This window comes from Arthrobacter sp. Hb9-2, assembly GCF_059091165.1.
This window is the reverse complement of the sequence record NZ_JBNHGJ010000034.1, coordinates 1-15,488: the sequence shown is the minus strand read 5'-3', so window position 1 is coordinate 15,488 and position 15,488 is coordinate 1. Positions and strand designations below refer to the sequence as shown.

General features: G+C 65.2%; 17 protein-coding genes. 9 read left to right on the top strand and 8 right to left on the bottom strand.

Going from position 1 to position 15,488, the window contains the following annotated elements; all coding sequences use genetic code 11:
- Nucleotides 1–66: 66 nt before the first annotated feature.
- On the bottom strand, nt 67–954 hold the full coding sequence (locus AC5RV1_RS17020; protein ID WP_493946696.1) for a glutamate ABC transporter substrate-binding protein: 888 nt from the start codon (nt 952–954) through the stop codon (nt 67–69).
- Nucleotides 955–1,023: 69 nt separating this feature from the next.
- Nucleotides 1,024–1,779, bottom strand: a complete 756-nt coding sequence (locus tag AC5RV1_RS17015; RefSeq protein ID WP_493946695.1) for an amino acid ABC transporter ATP-binding protein — start codon at nt 1,777–1,779, stop codon at nt 1,024–1,026.
- A gap of 104 nt (nt 1,780–1,883) precedes the next feature.
- On the opposite strand from AC5RV1_RS17015, the gene AC5RV1_RS17010 reads away from it, so the two are divergent.
- The 4 genes from AC5RV1_RS17010 to AC5RV1_RS16995 all read left to right on the top strand — a co-directional run bounded on the left by AC5RV1_RS17010 (nt 1,884) and on the right by AC5RV1_RS16995 (nt 4,789).
- Complete coding sequence (locus AC5RV1_RS17010; RefSeq protein WP_493946694.1) at nt 1,884–2,666, top strand: LOG family protein; 783 nt, start codon at nt 1,884–1,886, stop codon at nt 2,664–2,666.
- 31 nt (nt 2,667–2,697) lie between these two features.
- Nucleotides 2,698–3,144: a DivIVA domain-containing protein gene (locus AC5RV1_RS17005; RefSeq protein WP_493995366.1), complete on the top strand. Its 447-nt coding sequence runs from the start codon at nt 2,698–2,700 to the stop codon at nt 3,142–3,144.
- Nucleotides 3,141–4,388 carry a hypothetical protein gene (locus tag AC5RV1_RS17000; RefSeq protein WP_493995365.1) on the top strand — a complete coding sequence of 416 codons (1,248 nt, stop codon included), beginning with the start codon at nt 3,141–3,143 and terminating at the stop codon, nt 4,386–4,388. Before AC5RV1_RS17005 ends, AC5RV1_RS17000 begins: the two co-directional genes overlap by 4 nt.
- A 233-nt stretch (nt 4,389–4,621) precedes the next feature.
- On the top strand, nt 4,622–4,789 hold the full coding sequence (locus tag AC5RV1_RS16995) for a DUF3117 domain-containing protein (RefSeq protein ID WP_009357720.1): 168 nt from the start codon (nt 4,622–4,624) through the stop codon (nt 4,787–4,789).
- Between the two features lie 45 nt (nt 4,790–4,834).
- Here AC5RV1_RS16995 and AC5RV1_RS16990 read toward each other — a convergent pair whose 3' ends face one another.
- Complete coding sequence (locus AC5RV1_RS16990) at nt 4,835–5,467, bottom strand: O-methyltransferase (protein ID WP_493946691.1); 633 nt, start codon at nt 5,465–5,467, stop codon at nt 4,835–4,837.
- A gap of 229 nt (nt 5,468–5,696) precedes the next feature.
- Between AC5RV1_RS16990 and sigE the strand changes: the two genes are divergently transcribed.
- From sigE to AC5RV1_RS16975, 3 genes are all read left to right on the top strand, one after another.
- Nucleotides 5,697–6,311 carry an RNA polymerase sigma factor SigE gene (sigE, locus tag AC5RV1_RS16985; RefSeq protein WP_163162164.1) on the top strand — a complete coding sequence of 205 codons (615 nt, stop codon included), beginning with the start codon at nt 5,697–5,699 and terminating at the stop codon, nt 6,309–6,311.
- A 7-nt stretch (nt 6,312–6,318) separates the two neighbouring features.
- Nucleotides 6,319–7,185 (top strand): anti-sigma factor, encoded by an 867-nt coding sequence (locus AC5RV1_RS16980; protein WP_493946690.1) that lies wholly within the window; start codon nt 6,319–6,321, stop codon nt 7,183–7,185.
- 69 nt (nt 7,186–7,254) lie between these two features.
- Nucleotides 7,255–7,665: a twin-arginine translocase TatA/TatE family subunit gene (locus tag AC5RV1_RS16975; RefSeq protein WP_163162166.1), complete on the top strand. Its 411-nt coding sequence runs from the start codon at nt 7,255–7,257 to the stop codon at nt 7,663–7,665.
- Between the two features lie 31 nt (nt 7,666–7,696).
- Here AC5RV1_RS16975 and AC5RV1_RS16970 read toward each other — a convergent pair whose 3' ends face one another.
- From AC5RV1_RS16970 to AC5RV1_RS16960, 3 genes are read right to left on the bottom strand one after another with little or no spacing between them, the layout of a single operon-like run.
- A complete protein-coding gene (locus AC5RV1_RS16970; RefSeq protein ID WP_493995390.1) occupies nt 7,697–8,827 on the bottom strand; it encodes an Mrp/NBP35 family ATP-binding protein in 1,131 nt (376 codons plus the stop codon).
- A gap of 11 nt (nt 8,828–8,838) precedes the next feature.
- Nucleotides 8,839–9,537 carry a DUF1003 domain-containing protein gene (locus AC5RV1_RS16965; RefSeq protein ID WP_493995364.1) on the bottom strand — a complete coding sequence of 233 codons (699 nt, stop codon included), beginning with the start codon at nt 9,535–9,537 and terminating at the stop codon, nt 8,839–8,841.
- Nucleotides 9,521–10,804, bottom strand: a complete 1,284-nt coding sequence (locus tag AC5RV1_RS16960) for a magnesium transporter MgtE N-terminal domain-containing protein (protein ID WP_493946688.1) — start codon at nt 10,802–10,804, stop codon at nt 9,521–9,523. Before AC5RV1_RS16960 ends, AC5RV1_RS16965 begins: the two co-directional genes overlap by 17 nt.
- A gap of 77 nt (nt 10,805–10,881) precedes the next feature.
- On the opposite strand from AC5RV1_RS16960, the gene AC5RV1_RS16955 reads away from it, so the two are divergent.
- Nucleotides 10,882–11,820: a YflT domain-containing protein gene (locus AC5RV1_RS16955; RefSeq protein WP_493946687.1), complete on the top strand. Its 939-nt coding sequence runs from the start codon at nt 10,882–10,884 to the stop codon at nt 11,818–11,820.
- A gap of 69 nt (nt 11,821–11,889) precedes the next feature.
- Here the strand turns inward: AC5RV1_RS16955 and AC5RV1_RS16950 are convergent, their stop codons facing one another.
- Nucleotides 11,890–13,470 carry an aminopeptidase P family protein gene (locus AC5RV1_RS16950; RefSeq protein ID WP_493995363.1) on the bottom strand — a complete coding sequence of 527 codons (1,581 nt, stop codon included), beginning with the start codon at nt 13,468–13,470 and terminating at the stop codon, nt 11,890–11,892.
- A gap of 79 nt (nt 13,471–13,549) precedes the next feature.
- Between AC5RV1_RS16950 and AC5RV1_RS16945 the strand changes: the two genes are divergently transcribed.
- The gene (locus tag AC5RV1_RS16945; protein ID WP_493995362.1) at nt 13,550–14,398 is read left to right on the top strand and encodes a PHP domain-containing protein; all 849 of its coding nucleotides are present in this window, start codon (nt 13,550–13,552) and stop codon (nt 14,396–14,398) included.
- Nucleotides 14,399–14,459: 61 nt separating this feature from the next.
- Here AC5RV1_RS16945 and AC5RV1_RS16940 read toward each other — a convergent pair whose 3' ends face one another.
- Nucleotides 14,460–15,332, bottom strand: a complete 873-nt coding sequence (locus AC5RV1_RS16940; protein ID WP_493946684.1) for a DNA-methyltransferase — start codon at nt 15,330–15,332, stop codon at nt 14,460–14,462.
- Between the last annotated feature and the right edge of the window lie 156 nt (nt 15,333–15,488).

Genomic DNA, 15,488 nt, shown 5'->3' with positions numbered 1-15,488 from the left:
CGTGGACGGGAGCGGAGACGGTGGTTGCCGGGGCTGCGGAACAGCCCCGGCAACTAGCGGCGTTACCTAGTAACGGTCGAGCTCGGGCAGCTCAGGGGCAGTCTTTATGACTGAACCTGCGGTATCTTCCCATGCCTTCTTGTAGGACCCGTCCTCCTGGAACGCTTCGAGCTGGTCGTTGATCCAGTTGCGGAACTCGGTGTCGTCCTTCTTCAGGCCGATGCCGTAGGGCTCCTTCGTAAAGGTCTCGTCCGAAGCGAGCTTGAAGGCGTCCGGCTCCTTGTCCACGAAACCGGCCAGGATCACGTTGTCGGTGGTGACTGCTTCAACCTGCTTGTTGCGAAGGGGCTCCAGGCAGGCGGAGTAGGTGGCTGCAGGGACGAGCTCTGCACCGTACTTGTCCACAATCGTCGCGGCGGGGGTCGAGCCAGTGACCGAGCAGACCTTCTTGCCCTTGACGTCCTCGGGGGTCTTGATGGTGTCGTTGTCCTTGTTCACCATCAGTGCCTGGCCGGCTTCGTAGTACGGTCCGGCAAAGCTGACAACCTGCTTGCGCTTGTCGTTGATGGTGTACGTGGCGATCACCAGGTCAACCTTGCCCTGCTCGATGAACGGCTCGCGGTTGGCTGACACCGTCTCGGACCATTCGATCTTGTCGGCAGCGATGCCCAGCTTGGCGGCGATCAGCTTGCCGATTTCGACGTCGAAGCCCACCGGCTTGCCGTCCAGGCCCACCTGGCCGAAGAGCGGCTGGTCGTACTTGGTACCGATCTTGATGGTTCCGGCCGAGGCGAGCTTTTCCATGGTGGTGCCGGCGGCGAAGGTGGGTGCTGCTTCAACTGAGGGGTCGCTGGTGGTACCGGCTCCGCCTCCGCCACATGCGCTCAGGGACAGGGCGAGGGCAGCGGTAGCCGCCACGAAGAATGACTTCCGCCGGGTCATAAATGCCTTCATGACATTCCTTTCATTGGTGGCCGTGGGTCACGGCCTGGGTGCGAACTTGTGTGTTTGTTCGTAGGTGAATCAGTGGGTGAGGAGCTTGGAGAGGAAATCCTTGGCGCGGTCGCTCTTGGGATTGGTGAAGAACTCCTCAGGGGTGGCGTCCTCAACGATCTGGCCGTCCGCCATAAAGACCACCCGGTCGGCGGCTTTGCGGGCGAAGCCCATCTCGTGCGTGACCACGATCATGGTCATGCCCTCCTTGGCCAGCTGGATCATAACGTCCAGGACCTCGTTGATCATCTCGGGGTCCAGTGCCGACGTCGGCTCGTCGAAAAGCATGACCTTGGGTTTCATCGCCAGGGCGCGGGCGATGGCAACGCGTTGCTGCTGGCCACCGGACAGCTGTGCGGGAAGCTTCGGAGCCTGGTGTCCGACGCCAACCCGTTCAAGCAGCGCCATGGCGTCCTTGTCCGCGGTTGACTTTGCAACGCCCTTGACCTTGATGGGACCAAGGGTGACGTTTTCGAGGATGGTTTTGTGCGCGAAGAGATTGAATGACTGGAAGACCATTCCGACGTCGGCCCGGAGCTGTGCCAGTTCCTTGCCTTCCGCGGGGAGGACTTTTCCATCAATGCTGATAGTGCCGCCTTCAATCGTTTCGAGGCGGTTGATGGCGCGGCACAGCGTGGACTTACCGGAGCCAGACGGCCCGATGACCACGACAACCTCGCCTTTGCGGACCTGCAGGTTGATGTCCTTTAAAACGTGCAGCTGGCCGTAATGCTTATTTACGGCGTTCAGGGAGACGAGGGCATCGCCGGGCACATGAGTAGTCATAGGAAGAATCTAGCGAACAACGCCGTCTTATGATGCGAATCACCCCAAGTTCCTGCGGATCGTGATTCAAGAGATACCTCCCGCAGGCAGGTTAGCCTTGGGGAATGAGCATCAGTGCAGATCCGGCCAAAAACTCCCAGCCGCGCCGTAAAGGACCCCTTGAACTTCGCCGTAAGCAGGCGTCCGTGGAGATGTCCGACCAGCATTTGCTTGATACCAAAGGCCCTGGCCAGTTCGTGCACACTGACCCATGGCGCGTGCTCAGGATCCAAAGCGAGTTCGTCGAGGGGTTCGGGGCGTTGGCTGACCTCGGCCCGGCCGTCAGCGTCTTCGGTTCAGCCCGGACCAAGCCGGGCAGCCCCTACTATGAGATGGGCGTTGAGGTGGGGCGGAAGCTGGCCGAGGCCGGCGTCGCGGTGATCACCGGAGGCGGACCGGGGTCCATGGAAGCCGCCAACCGCGGCGCCGTTGAAGGTAACGGCGTATCCGTCGGACTCGGCATTGAGCTCCCTTTCGAGCAGGGCCTGAACCAATGGGTGGACCTGGGGATTAACTTCCGGTACTTCTTTGCCCGCAAAACCATGTTCGTAAAGTACGCGCAGGGATTCATCGTCCTGCCTGGCGGCCTTGGCACGCTGGATGAACTCTTCGAAGCCATGGTCCTGGTGCAGACCAGGAAGGTGACGTCCTTCCCGATCGTGCTGCTCGGCGTCGACTTCTGGGGCCCGATGATCGATTGGATCAGGGGCACGCTCGTGGCTGAGAGGATGGTCTCGGAAAAGGACCTGGACCTGATCCAAGTGGTGGATGACCCGGCGGAAGCGGTGGACCGGGTGCTCCACGTGGCCGTCACGCCCTCCCTGAACGGCGAACAGCGCCCGGAATAACAAAGGCGGCCACGTCTGGCACGATGGGATAGTGACTTTTTTTCTGGTCTTCCTTGCCGTTGCCCTGATCGGCGCTGTCCTCTGGGCCGGTGCAGGGGGCCGTTCCGGCAAGCCCGGCGGCCGCGCCCTGCCTGCCCTGCTGGACGCCGGCCTTGACCAGCCTCCCGCCAACCTTCCCCCGGTCCTCCTGCCAGCCAATGCGGCGCCACAGGACGTGGACCGCGTGCGGTTTTCGCTGGGCCTCCGGGGCTACCGGATGGACCAGGTGGACCAGGTGCTCGATGAGTTGAGGGACCAGCTTGCGGCAAGCCGGCAGGAAGTTGAGATCCTGAAGGCCAGGCTGGAGGCCATGGAAGATGCAGGGCCCGCCGCTGGAACGGCGGCGGAGCCCGCGGCTGGGACAGGTGCACAGGCGGAACCGCCGGCGGCGGAAATCCATGGGCATGCCGGCGCAGGGGCCGGGGAGGTCCGGGAGTGAGCACTGCCACCCGGCGGGGAACGGGCGTTTCAGCGTCGGTCCAGGCGCTCGCCGTCCGCTTCGGCGCAACCGTCCGCGGCTGGCCCTGGTGGTTGCAGGTCTCGGCCGTCTACATCGCGGCCAGGTCCGTCAGCGCCGCGATTTTTATGGCTGCCGCCTTGCACCAAGGGCCCAACCCCTGGTTCCCGGCCAAGCCCGACTACTGGAACTTCATCAACATCTGGGACGCGCGGTGGTACGGCAGGGTTATCGCCACCGGTTATCCCGCCACCCTTCCGGTCGATGACGCAGGCAATGTCCAGGAGAATACGTGGGCCTTTTATCCCCTGTACCCGTCGCTGGCAGGAGGGCTCAGCAGACTGACGGGGTTGGCCCCTGCTGCTTCGCTGACCATTATCGCCATGCTGTCCGGTTTGGCTGCCGCCCTGGTGGTCTATGCGCTTTTCCGGCATAAGGCAGCACACGGGCCGGCACTGTGGGCAGTGACGTTCTTCGCCACCTTCCCTGTGTCCGCGGTGCTCCAGGTGCCATATGCCGAACCGTTGTCCCTGTTGCTGCTCGCGGCCGCATTGCTGCTGGTAGTCCGGCGGCAGTACCTGTGGGCGATCCCCGTGGTGGTGATGCTGTGCCTCTCGCGTCCGGTGGGCGTTCCATTCGCGGCCATGCTGGGGCTCCTCCTGGTCCACCGGCTGGTGCAGCGCCTGGGCGGCCGGGAACCGGATCCGCACTCCGTCCGGGACCTGGCGGCCCTTACTGCTCTAACGGCAGTGGCAGGCCTCGCGGCGCTGGCGTGGCCGGCGGCCGCCTGGGCGGCAACGGGGGACATCCAGGCCTATACCAAGACTGAAACAGTATGGCGGGGCCAGGATCTGGTGCCGTTCAAGCCCTGGTTCGACACCGGCGTCGACCTCTTCGGCCCGGTGCTCGGAGTGGTGGCGCCTTTCGTTTTCGTGGCGCTCTTCGGCGCGATGCTGTACCTTCCGCCGATAGTTCGGCTCGGGGCCGAACTTCGGCTGTGGTGCGCCTGCTACATGGGCTACCTGGTGATGTTCCTCCACCCGCAGACCAGTACTTTCCGTATGCTGCTGCCGCTTTTCCCACTGGCGCTGGGTGCCGCGCTCCTGTCACGGTCCCGGGCTTACCGCGGAACTGTCGTGGTGATGTTCGTGTTGTTGCAGATCGTGTGGATTGTCTGGCTGTGGGCGTGGGCGCAGCTGCCAGGCGGCGGGGATTATCCACCGTAGAAATCCCGGCTTCTGTGCAGGTCAGACTGCAAATTGGACCCGCCCATAAATGTCCATCGATTAGCTACGGGCGGGTAATTCCGCGATAATGGTAGGTAAGCAAGGACAATAAGCATTCAGAATACGCGCAGCCCCGGCGGTGTCCATCCACTCCGCCATGGCAGCTTGATCTACATGCGGACACAGCCCACCCGGGCTGATCAGTCCTGGGACTAAATGGAGGGGAATTCCTCATGGCGGCTATGAAACCACGCACCGGCGACGGCCCAATGGAAGTCACCAAGGAGGGCCGCAGCCTGATCATGCGCGTCCCGCTCGAAGGCGGCGGGCGCCTGGTGGTCGAACTGAATGCAGCCGAAGCGGCCAACCTCAAGGAATGCCTGGTCGGCGTTACCGAATAATTGTGCCGGACAGGGTCCGCTAGCCTTCGGGCTGCGGATCCTGTCTTATTTTTTGACCGCCACGAGCAGGCCGTCGCCGGTGGGAAGCATGGCGGAGGCCAGCCTCTCGTCGTCGCGAATGCTCTTCCCCACCTGGCGCAGGACCACCGTGGTGGCCTCGCGGCCCGCAGGGTTGGCTACCTTGTCCTTGTCCAGTGCATCGTTGATGATCAGCAGCCCGGCGGGTTTCAGGAGCCGGATGGCCTGCTCCACATAACCGGGAAGTCCCGGCTTGTCAGCGTCGATGAACACCAGGTCGTACGCGCTGTCCGTGAGGCGCGGCAGGACGTCCCCTGCGCGGCCGGAGATGGTGCGGGTGCGGTTGGCCGGGCTGCCGGCCTCCGAGAAGGCTTCCCGTGCGGCTTTGAGGTGTTCGACGTCCACGTCAATGGTGGTGAGGACAGCGTGCGGACCGAGGCCGCGGAGCAGGCAGACACCCGAGACGCCTGCACCGGTTCCGATTTCGACGGCGGTCTGCGCCTTCGACGCGGCAGCGAGGACGGTGAGGACGGCGCCCACGCCGGGCCCGATGGGGGTCACGCCCAATTCAAAGGAACGTTCCCGGGCCCGCAGCATGACCTCATCCTCAGCGGGCAGATCTTCTGCATAGGACCAGCTGGTGGACTTGTCGGCGCTCATGGGTTTTCGCTTTCTGGGCGGCAGGGGGATTGTCCTCTACAGCCTACTGTGTCGTTCGGCAACAGCCGGGAAGGCGGGCTGTTGCGCCCACGGCTGAAGTTACCCGGCAGTCAGGAAATTCCCAGCCAAGTTTGAAATGATTATTATCTGGTCATCCATAGGGTGGGCGGCGCCGAATTAGAGATGTCAACAGTATCCGGGCGTAAGCATTCCACGAGGGGAGTGGACGATGTCATCATCAGTTGTGGCACCTGTCCCTGCAGCAAACAAGCCTGAGTCCGAGTGGGTGCGCCCTACTTGGGAAGAAGTGGTGACTAACCACTCCGCGAAGGTTTACCGGCTGGCTTACCGCCTGACCGGAAACAAGTACGACGCCGAAGACCTCACCCAGGAGGTGTTTGTCCGCGTTTTCCGTTCGCTGGAAAATTTCAAGCCCGGAACGCTGGACGGCTGGCTGCACCGCATCACCACGAATCTCTTCCTTGACCAGGCGCGGCGGAAAACACGCATCCGGTTTGACGCCCTCGCGGAGGACGCTGAGTCGAGGATCCCCGGGCGGGAACCTGGCCCGGAGCAGAGCTTCGAGCTGAACAACCTGGACCTTGATGTCCAGGCCGCCCTCGAGGAACTCCCGCCGGACTTCCGTGCAGCTGTGGTTCTTTGTGATCTTGAAGGCCTGTCCTACGACGAAGTTGCCGAGGCCCTGGGCGTCAAGCTCGGCACGGTGCGCTCCCGCATCCACCGTGGCCGCACCATGCTCCGCGAAAAGCTGGCCCACCGTGACCCGCGACCGCAGCAGTCCAGGCCCAAGCTGTCCTTGCCGCGCATCGCCGGCATCCTCTGAACGGCACATGAGGCCCCAGTTTCCGCTCAGCCGCAGGCATCAGCGCACCGCCAGCCATATCCAGTCCTGCCATGAATGTGCTTCAGCCCTGCACCGGGAGCGGCAGTACTTGGAGCGGCTGCGGGATGCGCCCATCCCGCCGGCCAGCGATGACCTGACCGCCCGGCTGCTGGCCAGGACCCAGGAGTTGGCAGCCCGGCCGCCGGTTCCTGCCCCGCATCACCAGGGATCCAGGGCAGCGGTCCGGGTGCTCGCCATGACGGCAGGGGGCACCGTTGCCGCAGCGGGTGTGCTGGCTGCCGGCGCTTTTGCTGTGGCCGGTGAGCCGCTTCAGGCAGATGGTGCTGCAGCCGGAGCCACGCTCTCGCAGGTCTCCGCCCAGACGCCGGCTGACGGGAGGACCCTGAGCGTGGACAGGTTGTCGGGCCTGCGGTCGGAAGGCTGGGTGTGCCCCGAGCTCGGGGCCATGGGATTCCACCTCGAGTCGGCGAAAGCCGTGATGCTCGAGGGCCGCCCCGCCGTCGAACTGAAGCTCTCCGACGGGACCCATTACGCGACCATCACGGAACGGCATAACCCCGGGGGCGCAGAAGAGGAACCTGGTTCGGGGCAGGCCGGCCCGACGTTGCAGATCCTGGCGTCCTCGCCGTGGTCCGCAACCTTTCGGACGCAGGGCCGCACCTTCACCTACGTCTCCGACCTCCCCGCGGAACAGGCCGACGACGCCATGCCCATCCTTCAGCGCCTCAGCGAAAAGGCGGGCCAAGGTGTCGCAGCCGAAGCGCCGGCGGAACCTCCTGCGCAGCATCCTGAACCCGTGGTACAGCGCCTGCAGCGCGGCGTAAACAAGATCGTGGCCCTTTTTACGCAGTAAAGCGGACAGTTTCCACCGCCCGTGGGCGGGAATCGTCACTGGCAGCCCGGAGAGGGTAATCTTCCTAAAGTGTTTGGAATCAACGGCCCGGAGTTCTTTCTTCTGCTGATCATTGGCGTCCTCGTGATCGGTCCCCAACGGCTGCCCGAATACACCCAGAAACTGGCCAACTTGGTCAAGGAAGTCCGCCGCATGGCTTCCGGCGCCCGGGAGCAGATCAAGGAAGAAGTGGGAATCGACATCGATGATGTCGACTGGAAGAAGTACGACCCCCGCCAGTACGATCCCCGGCGCATCATCAAAGAGGCACTCCTGGACGATGACGCCAAGCCCGTCAGCGCCGGTGCGCCTGCCGCCGTCGCAGCCGTCTCCGGCGCCGCCGCCGTAGCGGTGGCTGATGCCGCTCCGAAGCGGCCTGAGAGGGTGCTTCAGTCGCTTCCGCCGGGCGAAGCTGCCCCCTTCGATACGGAAGCCACCTAGCCACCCGACATGGGGAGGCCTTGGCAGGAACTCAGCGGGGCTGCAGCCCAAGCTTCATGCCGGCCAGACCCCGAGGTTTTGCTGCCAGCCTGCCGGCGATGTCCGAGAGCGCTTGTGCCGCCGGCGTTCCGGCCTGGCCGAGGACGATGGGTACTCCCATGTCGCCGCCCTCGCGCAGTTGGATGTCCAGCGGGATCTGCCCCAGCAGCGGCACGTCGGTGCCCACAGTGGCTGTCAGCCGTTCCGCGAGGACCGCCCCGCCGCCGCTTCCAAACAGCTCCATCCTGCCGCCGTCGGGCATTTCCAGGTAGGACATGTTCTCGATCACCCCGGCCACGGACTGCCCGGTCTGGGTTGCGATGGCGCCGGCCCTCTCGGCGACGTCGGCCGCGGCAGCCTGCGGCGTAGTAACCACCAGGATCTCCGCCTTGGGCAGCAGTTGCGCGACGGAGATGGCGATGTCTCCGGTGCCGGGCGGCAGGTCCAGGAACAGGGCGTCCAGGTCGCCGAAGTAAACATCCGTCAGGAACTGCTCAAGGGCCCGGTGCAGCATGGGTCCGCGCCACGCTACAGGCTGGTTGCCGCTCACGAACATCCCGATGGAGATCACCTTCACGCCGTATGCAACCGGGGGAAGGATCATGTCGTCCACCCGCGTGGGCGCCTGGCTGATGCCCATCAGGCCGGGAACCGAGAAGCCATAGACGTCGGCGTCCACAATTCCGACCCGCAGCCCTTGTGCAGCGAGGGCGCAGGCAAGGTTGACAGTCACGGAGGACTTTCCCACGCCGCCCTTGCCGCTGGCCACCGCGTAGACCCTGGTAAGGGAGCCGGGCTCGTTGAACGGGATGCCGCGCTGGCCGCCGGCCCCGCGGAGCAGCTCCTTGAGGGCATCACGCTGCTCCTGCGTCATCACCTTCAGTTCGACGTCGACGGCGGCCACTCCCGGAACTGCCAGCAGCGACTTCGTCGCATCGGCTGTGATGGTGTCCCGGAGCGGGCAGCCGGCGATAGTGAGCAGGACAACCAGGGTGGCCCTGCCGTCGTCGGAAACGTCGACGGACTCCACCATGCCCAACTCAGTGATGGGACGGCGGAGTTCGGGATCGATGACCGTGGCCAGGGCGGCATTGACTGCCCCGGCCAGCGAGGTGTTATTGATGGGTGTGCTCCTTAGCGGTCCTGGGTGGAGTGCCCCGGCTTCAACCGGGGAATCTGTTGGGTGCGGGGGTTCCGCTGCCTGTCACGCTGTTCCTTGAGTTTCTCCCGCACCTTGTCGCGCGGGGACTCATGTTGCCCCTGCCCCGACGGATCATGCGTCCGGAGCTCTTCCTGGGCTTCCAGCACGTCTTCCAACAGCGAGCGCAGCTCGGCGCGGACGTAGTCGCGCGTTGCCACCTCACGCAGCGCGATCCGCAACGATGCCAGTTCCCGGGTCAGGTATTCGGTATCGGACAGGTTGCGTTCAGCACGCTGGCGGTCCTGCTGGAGGGAGACGCGATCACGGTCGTCCTGGCGGTTCTGGGCCAGCAGCAGCAGCGGTGCCGCATAGGACGCCTGCAGGGACAGCATCAGGGTCAGCAGGGTGAAACCGAGGTCCCGGGAGTCGAACTGCCAAGCCAGCGGTGCCCATGTGTTCCAGGCCAGCCAGACGACGACGAAGACCGTCATGTAGACGAGGAACTGCGGCGTACCCATGAAACGGGCGAAGCCTTCGGTGGCGTGGCCGAAGGCATCCGGATCAGGGGAGAACTTGGGCAGGATCCGCTGGCGGCCGCTCAGCGGCGTGTCGAGGCTGCCCTTCGCCGCCGCCTTGGCGGGGTTCCGCAGGTTGGGGTTCTTGGGAGCGCCAATGTCAGCCAATGCGGCCACCGAGCCTTCTTATCGGGGCTTCGCCGTCATGGGCTCGCCAGTCGTCCGGCAACAGATGATCCAGAACGTCATCAACAGTCACCGCCCCCACAAGCCGGCCGGCGTCGTTGACCACCGGAAGGGAGTTCAGGTTATAGGTAGCCAGGGTCCGTGCCACTTCGCTGATGTGGGCCTGGTCGGACAGCGGCTCAAGGTTCTTGTCCACCAGGTTTCCCAGCGGTTCGAACGGCGGGTATCGAAGCAACTGCTGGATGTGGACCACGCCAAGGAAGCGCCCGGTAGGTGTCTCCAGCGGAGGCCTGGTAATAAAAATGGACGATGCAAGCGCGGGGGAGAGCTCCTCGCGCCGGACATGCGCCAGTGCCTCGGCCACCGTGGCCTCAGGCGGCAGGATGACCGGGACCGGCGTCATGAGGCCGCCGGCAGTGTCCTCGTCGTATTCCAGCAGGCGCCGCACATCCTCAGCGCCCTCGGGCTCCATCAGCTGGAGCAGTTCCTCCGCCTGGGCCGAAGGGAGCTCGCCGAGGAGGTCGGCGGCGTCGTCAGGGTCCATTTCCTCCAGGACATCGGCGGCGCGCTGCACGTCCAGGGCGGAGAGGATCTCCACCTGGTCATCCTCGGGCAGCTCCTGGAGGACGTCGGCCAGGCGCTCGTCCTGCAGCTCACTGGCCACCTCGAAGCGGCGCTTGTCGCTCATCTCCTGGAGAGCTTCGGCGAAGTCCGCGGGCTTGAGGTCTTCGTGGTTCGCGACGAACTGGGTGGCTGCCTGGGGCTCGGTGCGGGGCCCCTGCAGAGCGTCAGCCCAGTCGATGATGAGGGTTTCGTTCCGGCGGAGCCTGCTCAACGGCGAGAGGGAATGGCCCCGCCGGACAAAAAGCTTGCTGACGAACCAGTCGCGGGAGCGGTGCTGGTCCATGGCGATGTCTTCGATAGTGGCGTCGCCGCTGCCGTCCCGGAGTGTGACACGGCGGTCGAACATCTCCGCCACCACCAGGGTTTCGGCGCCGCGCTGCTCGAAGCGGCGCAGGTTGACCAGGCCGGTGCAGATGATCTGGGTCTGGTCTATGGAGGTGATCCGCGTCATGGGCACGAAGACCCGTTTCTTTCCGGGAACCTCCACCACGATGCCCACCACGTGCGGGGCACCCTGGGTGCCGCGGGAGAGCACAACAACATCGCGCAGCCGGCCCAGCCGGTCGCCCAGAGGGTCGAAGACGTCCAGGCCCAGCAGGCGCGCCACGAAGACGCGGGTAGGAGTTGTGCTCACTCCTACAGGCTACCGAGTCTGCTCTCTTTTAGCTGAATTTACAGGCAGCACACATAGTCATGGGCAAGAATGGGACTATGGCAAACATTTTTGGCGCTCCCAAGGCTGGCGGGCCCAACGGCGTGGACGAAGCCCGCGCGGTTCCCACCGGCGACACCGTCGGCTCCTACACGTCCTATCTGGACGCCCAGAAGGCTGTGGACTACCTCGCGGACCAGCAGTTCCCGGTCCACATGGTATCCATCGTGGGCAACGAACTGAAGATGGTGGAGCGGGTCACGGGGCGCCTGAGCTACCCGCGCGTGGCTCTGTCCGGGGCGCTGAGCGGTATGTGGTTTGGCCTTTTCGTGGGTGTGATGCTCTCCTTCTTTGCGCCCTCACCGGGGTACTTCTCCATCCTGGCATCCGTACTGATGGGTGCTGCCTTCTTTATGCTCTTCGGCATTGTCACCTACGCCATGCAGCGCGGGAAGCGGGACTTCACGTCCACCAGCCAGGTGGTGGCCACCAGCTACGACGTCGTCGTGTCGCCGGAAGCTGCCCACGAGGCGCGCCGGCTGCTGCAGCAGCTGCCGATGACCCGCTCCGACGCCGCCGCGGGCAACGGCCCCTACACGCAGCGGGACTACCCGAACCAGCCCTACCAGCAGCCCGGCCAGGGTCCTGCCCGCCCTTCCGGCTGGAACGATCCGTACGGCCAGTCTGCCGGCAACCAGGTGCAGGAAAACCCCGCTTACGGCGCGCCCGCCGGGCAACAGGCCGACGCCGGGGCGCAGCAGCAGCCCGCGCCGACACCGGCGCGCGCGGTGCGGTATCCCGACCTTCCAGATGGCCGGCCCCAGTACGGCGTCCGGGTTCCCCAGGGTCCTGAAGCCGGGGCCGGCGCGGCGGCGGGCGAACAGCAAACGCCGGCGCAGCAGTCTGCAGGACAGCCCGGCGACGGGCAGCCGGGGGGACAGCGGCCCGTGGATCGGCGCCCTGGTGACGATCAGCGCCCGGACGACTCACGGCAGTAGTCTGGGGCGAAAAGCCGAAAGCAAAAATCGGGGCCACCGGAATTCCGGTGGCCCCGATTCTTTGTCTGCTTAGTTGGAGGCATCGGCTTCGCGGTAGATGCCTGCCATCCAGTTTTCCACGTCATCCGCCTTGCGCGGCAGCGCGGCACTGAGGTTCACGGGACCCTCTGCCGTCATCAGGATGTCATCCTCGATCCGCACGCCGATCCCGCGGTATTCGGCCGGGATGGCAAGGTCCTCTTCCTTGAAGTACAGGCCCGGTTCGATGGTGAACACCATGCCTTCGGTGAGGATGCCGTCCAGGTACAGCTCGCGTTTGGCCTGTGCGCAGTCGTGCACATCGAGTCCCAGGTGGTGGCTGGTTCCGTGCGGCATCCAGCGGCGGTGCTGCTGGCCCTCCGGGCTGATGGCCTCTTCGACGCTGACGGGCAGGAGGCCCCATTCGGCGAGGCGCTCCGCGAGGACGGTGGTGGCGGCGGTGTGGATGTCACGGAAGCGGGTGCCGGGCTGTGCCGCGGCGAACCCCGCGTCTGCGGCGTCCAGCACAGCCTCGTACACCTTGCGCTGGATTTCCGAGAACACTCCCGTGGCCGGCAGGGTACGGGTGATGTCAGCGGTGTACAGCGAGTCTGCTTCCACGCCCGCGTCCAGCAGCAGGAGCTCCCCGGCATTAATCTTTCCGGTGTTGCGGGTCCAATGCAGGACGGTGGCGTTGTTGCCCGAGGCCGCGATGGTGTCGTAGCCCAGCTCGTTGCCCACCTCGCGGGCCCGGGCGAAGAATGCACCCTCCACAACGCGTTCACCGCGGGCGTGCGTCAGTGCCCGGGGGAGGGCCTTCACAACCTCTTCGAAACCTTCCACGGTGGCGGCGACTGCGAGCTTCAACTGCTCGATTTCCCACTCATCCTTGAGCAGGCGAAGCTCGGATAGGGCTTCGCTGAGTTTTTCGTCGAGCGCGTCCAGGACTGCAAGGTCCAGGTTGTCGGGGTCCTTCGCCGTGTTGTACCGGGCGGTGTCCACAAGGGCGTCGATGTTGTCGTCCACCTTGCGCACCAGACGGATGGAGATGCCGCCGATTTCAGGGGCGCCCACGTCCTTGGTGATGGCGGTCTCGAGCTGGTCGATGTGTGCCGTCGCCAGGCCGAGGCGGGCCTCGAACTCGGCCAGCGTAGGACGGGCACCGATCCAGAACTCGCCTGAGCGTGCATCGGCGTAGAACTGTTCGGTATCGCGCCCGGCGAGCGGCCGGAAGTAGAGCGTGGCGCGGTGGTTGCCGCCGTCGTCGCCCTTTCCTTCGTCGACGGGCTCCAGGATCAGGACGGCGTCCGGCTCGTGGTCAAGGCCAAGCCCGGTGAGGTGCGCAAAGCCCGAGTGCGGGCGGAAGCGGTAGTCGCAGTCGTTGGAGCGGACCTTCAGCGGGCCGGCCGGCATGACCAGGCGTTCGCCTTTGAACTGGTCCGAGATGGCCTTGCGCCGGGTTGCGGCGTGGCTGGCAACGGCGTCGCGCGCCGGGAGGTCCTGGCTGGACGGCGCCCAGTTGCTGGCCATAAAGGCCTCAAAGGCGTCGGAACTGGGCCGCTGGGAGCGGTTGTTGACCCGCTCTTCCAAGGGCTGGGAAGCAGAATCTGGGGTGTTATCGGCAGAGTTCACGGCACCATCGTCTCACCAGCACGAAGCCTTGTGCGAATACCGCATGAACGGAGGATGCGCGGTCTACTAGGCTGGGAACGTGAGGATAGACCTGCATGCGCACTCCAACGTCTCCGACGGCACGGAAAAGCCCGCCGACGTGATGGCGTCCGCTGCCCGCGCTGGGCTGGACGTGGTGGCGCTGACCGACCACGATTCCACCGCAGGCTGGGTGGAAGCCTCCACTGCGGCAGTGGACCACGGCGTTGCACTGGTGCCCGGCATGGAGGTCTCATGCCGGACCGAACAGGGCATCAGTGTCCACCTCCTGAGCTACCTGCACGACCCCGAACATGCCGGGCTGCTGGAGGAGATCACCAAGGCCAAGGATGCCCGGCACACCCGCGCCGAGCGGATGGTCACCCTCCTCGCCGAGGACTACCCGCTCACTTGGGACGACGTCATCCATCACGTTGCTCCGGGTGCCACGCTGGGGCGTCCGCATATCGCCGACGCGCTGGTGGCCGCCGGGGTGGTGGAGGACCGGTCGGAGGCGTTCGCGTCCATCCTCACCTCCCGTTCCCGCTACTTCATCCAGCATTACGCGCCGGACCCTGCCACCGCCGTCGAACTGGTCCGCGCGGCAGGAGGCGTCCCCGTGTTTGCCCATCCGGTAGCCTCCTCGCGGGGCCGCATTGTGGGGGAGCGCGTCTACCAGGAGATGATCGACGCCGGACTGGCCGGCTTGGAGATCGACCACCGCGACAATCCGGAGGAGGGCCGCGACTTCCTGCGCCGGCTCGCCGCAAGGCATGACCTGCTGATCACCGGCTCGTCCGACTACCACGGCACCGGCAAACCCAACCTGCTGGGGGAAAACCTGACGGGGGCGGACGTCCTGGCCCGGATTGAGGACATGGCCACCGGGACCGCCGTCGTCCGTCCCTGAACACGGCACGTAGGTAGCGCCACGTGTCGTTGTGGGAGCTCAAAACGACACTTGGCGCTACCTAGTTGGGAGGGAAAGACGTGAACTCGGCGTGGGCACCCAGTCGCTTGGCCATGATGTCAATAGCCGGCTGGTTTTGGTCCACGCACACGAACTTCCGGCCGAGTTTCGCCGAGACGGCGCCGAGCGTGCCGGAACCCGCAAAGAAGTCCAGGCACCAATCTCCGGGCCGGCTTGACGCAGCCACGACGCGCCGGACAAGCCCTTCGGGCTTCTGCGTGGGGTAGCCGGTCTTTTCCTTGCCGGTGGGGGAGACGATGGTGTGCCACCACACGTCGGTGGGCAGCTTGCCCAGCTCGCGCTTGGCGGGCGTGACCAGCCCGGGCGCCATGTAGGGTTCCCGGTCCACCTCGGCGCTGTCGAAGTGGTACTTGGCCGGGTTTTTCACGTAGACCAGGATGTTGTCGTGCTTGGTGGGCCAGCGGTTTTTTGCCCGCGCGCCGTAGTCATAGGCCCAGATGATCTCGTTCAGGAAACACTCGCGGCCGAAGATGGCGTCCAGCATCACCTTGGCGTAGTGCACCTCGCGGTAGTCCAGGTGCAGGTAAAGCGTGCCGTCCTCGGCCAGCAGGCGCCAGGCCTCGACGAGCCGTGGTTCCAGGAAGGACCAGTAGTCGCTGAACGCGTCGTCGTAGCGGTGCAGCGCTCCCTTGATCGTGTCGTAGGAGCGCCCCTTGAAACCTACGCGGTCGCCTGTGCCGTCGGCGTTGGCCACCATGGTGGTCTGCTGGCGCAGCTGGGCCCTGCCGGTGTTGAACGGCGGATCCACGTATATCAGTGTGAAGGCGCCGTCCGGCAGCGAGGGGAGGAACTCCGCGTTGTCAGCGTGTACCACCAGGCTGCTGCCGTCCGGCGCCCAGACAGTGTCAGTCATTGAGGGGGTTAGGCCTCGGTGCTGCCAGGCTGTGCCGCTGTGTCGCTGCCGGCCACTACCTCGCCGTTGCGGCGGCGGGTGCGCGTGCGGGAACGGCGGGCACGTGAGGGCTGCTCGCCCTCTGATGCGGGTGAGGCCGCGGCAGGGGATTCGGCG

Coding starts and splice junctions, on each gene's coding strand:
- AC5RV1_RS17020 (WP_493946696.1), bottom strand. CDS start 954: ATGAAGGCATTTATGACCCGGCGGAAGTCATTCTTCGTGGCGGCTACC.
- AC5RV1_RS17015 (WP_493946695.1), bottom strand. CDS start 1,779: ATGACTACTCATGTGCCCGGCGATGCCCTCGTCTCCCTGAACGCCGTA.
- AC5RV1_RS17010 (WP_493946694.1), top strand. CDS start 1,884: ATGAGCATCAGTGCAGATCCGGCCAAAAACTCCCAGCCGCGCCGTAAA.
- AC5RV1_RS16995 (WP_009357720.1), top strand. CDS start 4,622: ATGGCGGCTATGAAACCACGCACCGGCGACGGCCCAATGGAAGTCACC.
- AC5RV1_RS16990 (WP_493946691.1), bottom strand. CDS start 5,467: ATGAGCGCCGACAAGTCCACCAGCTGGTCCTATGCAGAAGATCTGCCC.
- sigE (WP_163162164.1), top strand. CDS start 5,697: ATGTCATCATCAGTTGTGGCACCTGTCCCTGCAGCAAACAAGCCTGAG.
- AC5RV1_RS16980 (WP_493946690.1), top strand. CDS start 6,319: ATGAGGCCCCAGTTTCCGCTCAGCCGCAGGCATCAGCGCACCGCCAGC.
- AC5RV1_RS16955 (WP_493946687.1), top strand. CDS start 10,882: ATGGCAAACATTTTTGGCGCTCCCAAGGCTGGCGGGCCCAACGGCGTG.
- AC5RV1_RS16940 (WP_493946684.1), bottom strand. CDS start 15,332: ATGACTGACACTGTCTGGGCGCCGGACGGCAGCAGCCTGGTGGTACAC.